At 66.1% G+C, this 7,342-nt stretch carries 8 protein-coding genes; 7 read left to right on the top strand and 1 reads right to left on the bottom strand.

Annotated elements, in window-relative coordinates; all coding sequences use genetic code 11:
• Positions 1–661: 661 nt before the first annotated feature.
• On the bottom strand, positions 662–2,176 hold the full coding sequence (locus MBELCI_RS17910) for an aldehyde dehydrogenase (NADP(+)) (RefSeq protein WP_021695664.1): 1,515 nt from the start codon (positions 2,174–2,176) through the stop codon (positions 662–664).
• A gap of 187 nt (positions 2,177–2,363) precedes the next feature.
• On the opposite strand from MBELCI_RS17910, the gene MBELCI_RS17905 reads away from it, so the two are divergent.
• From MBELCI_RS17905 to MBELCI_RS17885, 7 genes are read left to right on the top strand one after another with little or no spacing between them, the layout of a single operon-like run.
• Positions 2,364–3,104 carry a FadR/GntR family transcriptional regulator gene (locus MBELCI_RS17905; protein ID WP_052512777.1) on the top strand — a complete coding sequence of 247 codons (741 nt, stop codon included), beginning with the start codon at positions 2,364–2,366 and terminating at the stop codon, positions 3,102–3,104.
• 30 nt (positions 3,105–3,134) lie between these two features.
• Positions 3,135–4,103, top strand: coding sequence for a Bug family tripartite tricarboxylate transporter substrate binding protein (locus tag MBELCI_RS17900; RefSeq protein WP_021695661.1), 969 nt, complete (start codon positions 3,135–3,137; stop codon positions 4,101–4,103).
• Between the two features lie 12 nt (positions 4,104–4,115).
• Positions 4,116–4,583, top strand: a complete 468-nt coding sequence (locus MBELCI_RS17895; protein ID WP_045320473.1) for a tripartite tricarboxylate transporter TctB family protein — start codon at positions 4,116–4,118, stop codon at positions 4,581–4,583.
• Positions 4,584–4,595: 12 nt separating this feature from the next.
• Complete coding sequence (locus MBELCI_RS23010; protein WP_500778225.1) at positions 4,596–4,970, top strand: tripartite tricarboxylate transporter permease; 375 nt, start codon at positions 4,596–4,598, stop codon at positions 4,968–4,970.
• Positions 4,925–6,094, top strand: a complete 1,170-nt coding sequence (locus tag MBELCI_RS17890) for a tripartite tricarboxylate transporter permease (protein ID WP_500778224.1) — start codon at positions 4,925–4,927, stop codon at positions 6,092–6,094. Before MBELCI_RS23010 ends, MBELCI_RS17890 begins: the two co-directional genes overlap by 46 nt.
• 46 nt (positions 6,095–6,140) lie before the next feature.
• Positions 6,141–6,377 carry an iron-containing alcohol dehydrogenase gene (locus tag MBELCI_RS22400; RefSeq protein ID WP_268744209.1) on the top strand — a complete coding sequence of 79 codons (237 nt, stop codon included), beginning with the start codon at positions 6,141–6,143 and terminating at the stop codon, positions 6,375–6,377.
• Complete coding sequence (locus MBELCI_RS17885) at positions 6,355–7,251, top strand: iron-containing alcohol dehydrogenase (protein WP_268744208.1); 897 nt, start codon at positions 6,355–6,357, stop codon at positions 7,249–7,251. Before MBELCI_RS22400 ends, MBELCI_RS17885 begins: the two co-directional genes overlap by 23 nt.
• The last annotated feature ends 91 nt before the right edge of the window (positions 7,252–7,342 follow it).

Below are 7,342 nucleotides of genomic sequence, written 5' to 3'. Positions count from 1 at the left end.
GGTTATGAATCCTGACCCTAGATAGGCGCACTTTCGACCTACTGACCGCTTTGGGCTCTTCGCGTCGATCCGTCCCGCCTGATAAGGGGACGACTGCACATTGAGGCTCGTATCTGCGCACTCGGCCCAAAGCTGCCGGTCGAGCCGCCCCAGCCGCCATCGTGCGGTTTCCTTAGACCGGACGTTAGCGTTACCCGCAACGAGATTACCGGGAGGGCGTCTACCGTCCGGTATGAAGCCGTCATTCATGACATAGCCGATCACGGGCCTCGAGACAGAAAGCCGTCAACCCGCTGCATCTGGTTCAGAGGGCAAAATCCATTGCCGCAGACGGTTCGTAAGCCGTTTCTGCAAATGCACGTGGGGACGTGCCCATGTGACGGGAGAAGTGGTCCTCCTTGGCCAGTTAGGCGACAAGCAGCGCCTCTCCAGCGTTTCAAACTGGCCCGAGGTTGAGGCGACTTCGACGATGTAGATGCTGCCGGGGGTCATGTCCTGCGCCGAGGCGGCAAAGTGCCTCAGGCCGCGGCCGGGACCACTGCAGGAATTACTTCCGTCATGCTGTTCTCCTCACTTGGTTCATGACGACCCCGGGGCTGCCGGGTAGTAACACGGGCGCAGGTGCGCCAGTTTCTGCCCGGCAGCGTGGGCGAGAGCATGCCTACCGCAGGTCCTCGGGGATCAGGGCGTCGGGCAGGTTCTGGTAGCAGACCGGGCGCAGGAAGCGGCGGATCGAGAGGGTGCCGACCGAGGTCGCGCCGAAGTTGGTCGAGGCCGGGTAGGGCCCGCCATGGACTATCGCATCGGCCACCTCGACCCCCGTCGGGAAGCCGTTGCAGAGCACCCGCCCCGCCACCCGTTCGGCAATCGGCAGAAGGCGCCGGCCGAAGTCCGCATCCCCGTCGTCAAGTTGCAGCGTCACCGTCAGCTGGCCGCCGAAGCTGGCCGCAACCTCTTCCATCTGGGCGGCGTCCCCCACCCGCACGATCACGCCGAGAGGGCCAAAGACCTCCTCGGCCAGCTCGTGGTTGCCGAGGAAGTCGGCGGCCGAGACCTCGAAGAGATAGGGCAGCGAGGTGCGGCCCGAGCAGTCCTGCGCCAGCAGCGCGCGCACGCCCGCGCCCGCCGCGACGCGGGCGGCGCCCTGGCGATAAGCCTCGGCCATGCCGTCGGTCAGCATGACCTGGGGCTGGGAATTGGCCAGCGCGGCGCGGGCCGCCTCGGCAAAGGCGTCTGCGTCGGGGCCGTCGATGATGACCGCGATGCCCGGATTGGTGCAGAACTGGCCCGCGCCCATCAGCAGGCTCGCCGCCCAGCCCTCGCCGAGCGCCTTGCCGCGGGCGCGCGCCGCTTCGGGCAGCACGAACATCGGGTTGACGCTGCCGAGCTCGCCGAAGAACGGGATCGGCTCGGGCCGTGCGGCGCAGAGGTTGTAGAGGGCGCGCCCCCCGCCGAGGCTTCCGGTGAAGCCCACCGCCTTGATGCGCGGGTCCTGGACCAGCGCCTCGCCGACCTCGCGCTTGCCGCCCTGGACGAGGGAGAAGATGCGCGGGTCCATGCCCAGCTTCTCGATGGCGGCGGCGATGGCGTCTGCGACGATCTCGCCCGTGCCGGGATGGGCGCTGTGGCCCTTGACCACGACCGGGCAGCCGGCGGCCAGCGCGGCGGCGGTGTCGCCGCCCGCGACCGAGAAGGCCAGCGGGAAGTTCGAGGCGCCGAAGACTGCGACCGGCCCGATTGGGCGCTGGATCATGCGCAGGTCCGGGCGCGGCAGCGGCTGGCGGTCCGGCAGCGCGGCATCATGCCGGTGGTCGAGGTAATCGCCCTTGCGGATGTGGTCTGCGAACAGGCGCAGCTGGCCGGTGGTGCGGCCGCGCTCACCCTGAAGGCGCGCCTCGGGCAAGCCGGTCTCGGCGCTGCCGATGGCGGTGATCGCCTCGCCGCGGGCCTCGATCTCGCCCGCGATGGTCTCAAGCAGCTTGGCCCGTTCCTCGCGGGTGGTGGCAGCGAAGGCGGGGAAGGCGGCATGGGCGGCGGCGCAGGCCTCGGCCACCAGCGCCGGGGTCCCGGCCGAGAACTCGTGCGACGTGCCGGTGGCCGGGGCCGAAGAGAAGCGCCCCTCGCTGCGGGTCTTGCGGCCTGCGATCCAGTGGTCGCCGTGGGGGATGTGGGTCATGTCGGATCTCCTCTGATCGATTTCGACGACGGCTTGCTGCCTGCGAGATGTCGGCCTGCCACTTGGCCTTTCGATGAGGCAGGCCGCCCGGTGGCCTTGCGGTGGGTGGTAAGCCAGCGCCGGTAAAGACGCAACTTGATTTATCAGATGAAGCAAGCTATTGATAGGATTAATTAGAGGAGATGGCATGGGCGTTCAACACATTGCAGGTCCGGACAGCGCGCAGGTCGGTCGCACGGCAGGAGCCCTGCACGTCCTGGGCCAGAGAATCGCCGACGGCACCTATCCCGTCGGCGCGACACTGCCCGTCGAATCCGACCTGGCGCAGGAACTAGGTGTCAGTCGTTCGACCATCCGCGAAGCTGTTCGTTGCCTCGTGACCCTTGGAATGCTGGAGGTCCGCACCCGCGCCGGCACAAGCGTGCGGCCGCAGCAGTGCTGGAATGTTCTGGACCGGACAGTGCTGGGCTGGATGATGCAGAACGCCGCCGATGTCGCAGTGCTGATCGCCGCCATCGACGAGGCGCGCGGCGTTCTAGAGCCGCAGGCCGCAGCCTTGGCTGCACGGCGCGCCACGCGGGCGCAGGTATCGGCCATTGCCGCTGGCTACGAGGGGATGGCTGTCGCCGCCGAGGCCGACGATGTCGAGGCGGCGATCGCGGCCGACTGCGAATTTCACATGGCGATCCTGAAGGCGACGGGCAATCCGATCCTGATGGCCTTCGATTCTGCGATCGATGCCGTGTTGGGCATCCTGTTCAACGTGGCCGCCGCTGATCACCGGCAGATTTTCGCCCTAAACCTTGAGAATCACCGGCGCGTCCTCGAGGCGATCCGGGAAGGGCGCGCCGAGGACGCGTCCGCTGCGATGCTGGATACGATCCAGTTCACGCGGCAGAGCCTGAAGAGGCATGTCCTGAAAAACTGAACCTGTTGTCTACCTGAGGGAGGAGATATCATGCGCTACACCATCACCGCCGCGGCGGTCCTTACCCTGTCGACCGGGGCCGCCCTTGCCGACTATCCTGAGCGCGGGATCACGATGATCGTGGCGTGGGCCGCTGGCGGCGGCACCGACGCCATTGCCCGCACTGTGGCCGCCGGCCTTGAGGAGGAACTCGGTGTCAACGTGACGGTCGTGAACCGTGACGGCGGCTCGGGTGTGATCGGCCATACCGCGATGGTCAACGCCGACGCAGACGGCTACACGATCGGCTTCGCGTCCGCCGATCTTCTCGGCTACTACTGGACCGGAAACGCCGACCTGACCGCCAAGGAGGTGACTCCCATCGGGCTGGTCAATGTCGATCCGGGCGCGTTCCATGTGTCCACCTCCAGCGGCTGGCAAGACGCGAATGCGGCGCTAGAGGTGATCAGGAACTCGGAGCGGGGCGAATACAAGATGTCCGGCTCGTCCGTCGGCGGGGCATTCCATCTGGCCTTTGCCGGCTTCCTGCAATCGCAGGGGATCGACCCGCTGCAGGTGACGATGGTGCCATCGCAGGGCGCCGCGCCGGGTTTTCAGTCCCTTGCAGCAGGGGGTGTGCAGATCATCAACTCGTCCCTGCCGGAGGGTCAGGCGATGATGCAGGCCGGCAGGTCCGTGCCGCTGGCGGTCTTTGCCGATGAGCGCGTGGCGACTTTCCCGGATGTGCCGACCGTCGCCGAGGCGACCGGCACGCCCTTCTCGGGCGGCAACTTCCGCGGCGTTGTCGGCCCCGCCGGCATGGACGAGGCAGTCGTCGCCCGTCTGGAAGACGCGGTCGAGGCCGTCTACAACAGCGACAACTTCCAGTCCTTCATGGCGAAGCAAGGCTACGGTGCTCGCTACATGGCCGGGGGGGAATTCGGCGAGTTTCTTACCCAGACCCAACAGTCCTTCGGGGAAACGCTGCAGGCCATCGGCCTAGCGCAGCGCACTGAATAGGGGTGCGCAATCGTGAAACTTCCGGACTTCTGGACGGGTCTCGCGGTCCTGATTCTCGGGGCACTTGCGATCATCAAGGCTCAAGGCTTCCCCGATGTGGCGGGTGGCGCGTCACCGCGCCTCTTTCCCCAGATCATGGGGGCGGCGCTGATGGTGCTGGGCGGACTGGTCTCGGCCCGTGGGGCGATCCGTGCCGGCGGCATCGGCGGATGGGAGCAGCCGCCTTGGGCGGCCGACCCCCTGAAAATCGCACGTTTGATCTATGTCCCTTGCGCGATCATCGCGTTCGCCCTCTTTGCTCATGTCCTGGGAACGATACCCATCAGCGCGCTGCTCATAATCGGTTACGCCGTCCTGTGGCGCACGGGGCCGCTGGCTGCCTTGACCTTCGGCATCTGCTTTTCCGTGGCGATCTATCTGTTCTTTACGGCCGTGATGCGCGTGCCGCTGCCGATCGGTCCCGTTCCGCTGCCCTTCTGAGGAGGACACAAGGTGGATAACTTCATCCAGGCGATGACGCTTGTCGCCTCATGGGAGGTGCTTGCGGCCATTGGGCTAGGGGCGGTCTTCGGCCTCTTCGTGGGCGCGACACCCGGCCTCAGCGCAACGATGGCGGCGGCGTTGCTGGTGCCGTTGACCTTCCCTCTATCGCCCGTAGCCGCCATCGGAGCCATCGTCGCCTGCACGGCAATGTCCATCTTCGCGGGCGACATCCCCGCCGCCTTCCTTCGGATCCCGGGCACACCGGCCTCAGCCGCTTATATGAACGAGCTGCAAGCGATGAGCGAGCGAGGCGAGATGGCCAAAGGCTCGGCAACTCGATGTTCGCGGCTGTGGTCGGCGGGTTGGTCGGGACGGCGGTCCTGATCCTGGTTGCGCCGCAACTGGCGAATTTCGCGCTGTCCTTCTCCAGCTACGAATATTTCTGGCTCGCCCTGTTGGGCCTGTCCTGCGCCACGCTGGTCGCGGGCGCGGACAAGCTGAAGGGAGCTGTATCGCTGGCACTGGGTGTCTTCGTGACGCTGATAGGCCTCGATGTCGTGACGGGAACGCCGCGCTACACCTTCGGGCTTGTCGACCTGCAAGCGGGTATCTCGCTTATTGCGGTCCTGATCGGCGCCTTCGCCATTGCCGAGATCATGCGCAGTTCGCAGTCCGGCATCCGGAAGCAAGTCGACCTGCCCCGGATCGGGGCGGGTGCCATCGTGAAGGGACAGGGCGGCACCCTGTGGCGTCACAAGGTGCCGCTGGCGCGGGGCTCGTTTCTGGGCACTGTGATCGGTGCGTTGCCCGGCGCAGGACCCGACATTGCGGCCTGGATCGCCTATGCGATCAGCATGCGCTTCTCGCGTAACCCGGAGAAATACGGGCGCGGCAGTTCGGAAGCGGTGATCGGCGCTGGCTCGGCGAACAACGCCGCGCTTGCTGGGGCCTATGTCCCCGCGCTGGTCTTCGGCATTCCCGGGGATTCGATCACCGCAATCGTCATCGGCGTCCTGCTGATCAAGGGTCTTCAACCAGGACCGCTGGTCTTCGTCACCTCGCCGGACCTCATAAACGCGATCTATATCGTCTTCATCCTGGCAAACCTTCTGATCCTGCCGCTCGGCATCGTCGCGATCATGGCCGCCCGTCGCGTGCTGTCCGTGCGGGCCGGCTTTCTCTACCCGGCCATTTTGCTGTTGTGCATCATTGGCACCTTTGCCACCAACAACGCTCTCTTCGATCTGTGGACGCTGTGCGCCATCGGCGTTCTCGTCTGGATCATGAATGCCAACGATTACCCCGCTGCACCTTTTGTGCTCGGCGTCGTTCTCGGCGCGATCGTCGAGCAGAACTTCATGACCTCGATGCTGATGAGCGACGGCAGGCTGACAGCCTTCTTCACCAGGCCGATCGCCGCCGTGCTGGGCATCATCACACTGACCGTCTGGCTACTGCCACCCGTCCTTGCGCTGCGGCGCCTTGTCCGGCGGCACAAAACAGCCTGAGCGGGCCCGTCACAACGCAAGATTTCCAAAGAAAGGGTCATTCCCAATGGCACGAATAACATATCTGACGCGTATCGAGTTTGGTGAGGGCGAGATCGTCCGCCTACCCGACTTCCTGAATGAGCTGGGCGTGAAACGCCCGCTGATCTGCACCGACAAGGGTTTGGTCGGCACCGGCCTCGTCGGCCGCATCGCGGGGCTGCTGCAAGATCCAGTGATCTTCGATGGCACCCCCGCCCAATCCGACCGAGGCTGCCGTCATGGAAGCCTTCGCGACCTATAGCGAGGCGGACTGCGACGGGATCGTGGGACTCGGGGGTGGCTCGTCGCTGGATCTGGCCAAGGCGGTCCGCGTCCTGACCGGCCATCAGCCGCCGCTGGAACAATATGCGGCGATCAACGGCGGCGTCGGCAAGATCCATGGCCAGATCGCCCCGATGATCGCGATTCCGACCACCTCGGGCACCGGGTCCGAGGTGGGGCGTGCGGCGGTCATCAACATGGAGAGCGGCCGCAAGCTGGGCATCCTGTCGCCCTACAACCTGCCCTCGATCGCGCTTTGCGATCCCGAGCTGACCTATGGCCTGCCCGCCGGACTGACCGCCGCCACGGGGATGGACGCGATGTCGCATTGCCTCGAGACGTTCATGGCGCCGTCTTTCAACCCGCCGGCGGACGCGATCGCGCTGCACGGGCTGGACGCCGGCCTGGGCGCCATCGAACGCGCCGTGACTGACGGATCGGACCGGGACGCGCGCCGCGACATGATGGTCTGCGCGCTGGAAGGCGCCATGGCCTTTCAGAAGGGCCTGGGCGCCGTCCATGCGCTGACCCACCCGCTTGGCGCGATCCACGAGCTGAACCTGCACCACGGCACACTGAACGCGGTGCTGACCCCGGCGGTCCTGCGCTTCAACCGCGGCAGCATCGGGTCCAAATGGGATGTCCTCGAGGCCCGGATGGGCATGGCGCCTGACGCCTTCATCGCACAGCTCAATGAGCGTATCGGGATGCCCTCGGGCCTTTCCGCGATGGGCGTGACGCCCGACATGATGGAAAAGGTCGCGGGCGAGGCGCTGCTGGACCATTGCCACGCGACCAATCCCCGCATCGCCACGCGCGACGAGTATCTGGCAATCATGAAGGACAGCGCCTGAACCCGCCACGCAGCCTCAGCAAACGAGCGGGGCTCAATGGCCCCGCGGCCTCAGGCCCGAGACGAGATCGGTGTCACATCCCGGCAGGTAG

The organism is Limimaricola cinnabarinus LL-001, assembly GCF_000466965.1.
GTDB lineage: Bacteria > Pseudomonadota > Alphaproteobacteria > Rhodobacterales > Rhodobacteraceae > Limimaricola > Limimaricola cinnabarinus.
The sequence above is the reverse complement of the archived record's forward strand: the minus strand, read 5'-3'. Positions and strand labels throughout refer to the sequence as shown.

Bases quoted from the DNA above. Each gene is read 5' to 3' on its own strand.
- MBELCI_RS17910 (WP_021695664.1), bottom strand. From the start codon at position 2,176: ATGACCCACATCCCCCACGGCGACCACTGGATCGCAGGCCGCAAGACC.
- MBELCI_RS17905 (WP_052512777.1), top strand. From the start codon at position 2,364: ATGGGCGTTCAACACATTGCAGGTCCGGACAGCGCGCAGGTCGGTCGC.
- MBELCI_RS17900 (WP_021695661.1), top strand. From the start codon at position 3,135: ATGCGCTACACCATCACCGCCGCGGCGGTCCTTACCCTGTCGACCGGG.
- MBELCI_RS17890 (WP_500778224.1), top strand. From the start codon at position 4,925: ATGTTCGCGGCTGTGGTCGGCGGGTTGGTCGGGACGGCGGTCCTGATC.
- MBELCI_RS22400 (WP_268744209.1), top strand. From the start codon at position 6,141: ATGGCACGAATAACATATCTGACGCGTATCGAGTTTGGTGAGGGCGAG.
- MBELCI_RS17885 (WP_268744208.1), top strand. From the start codon at position 6,355: ATGGAAGCCTTCGCGACCTATAGCGAGGCGGACTGCGACGGGATCGTG.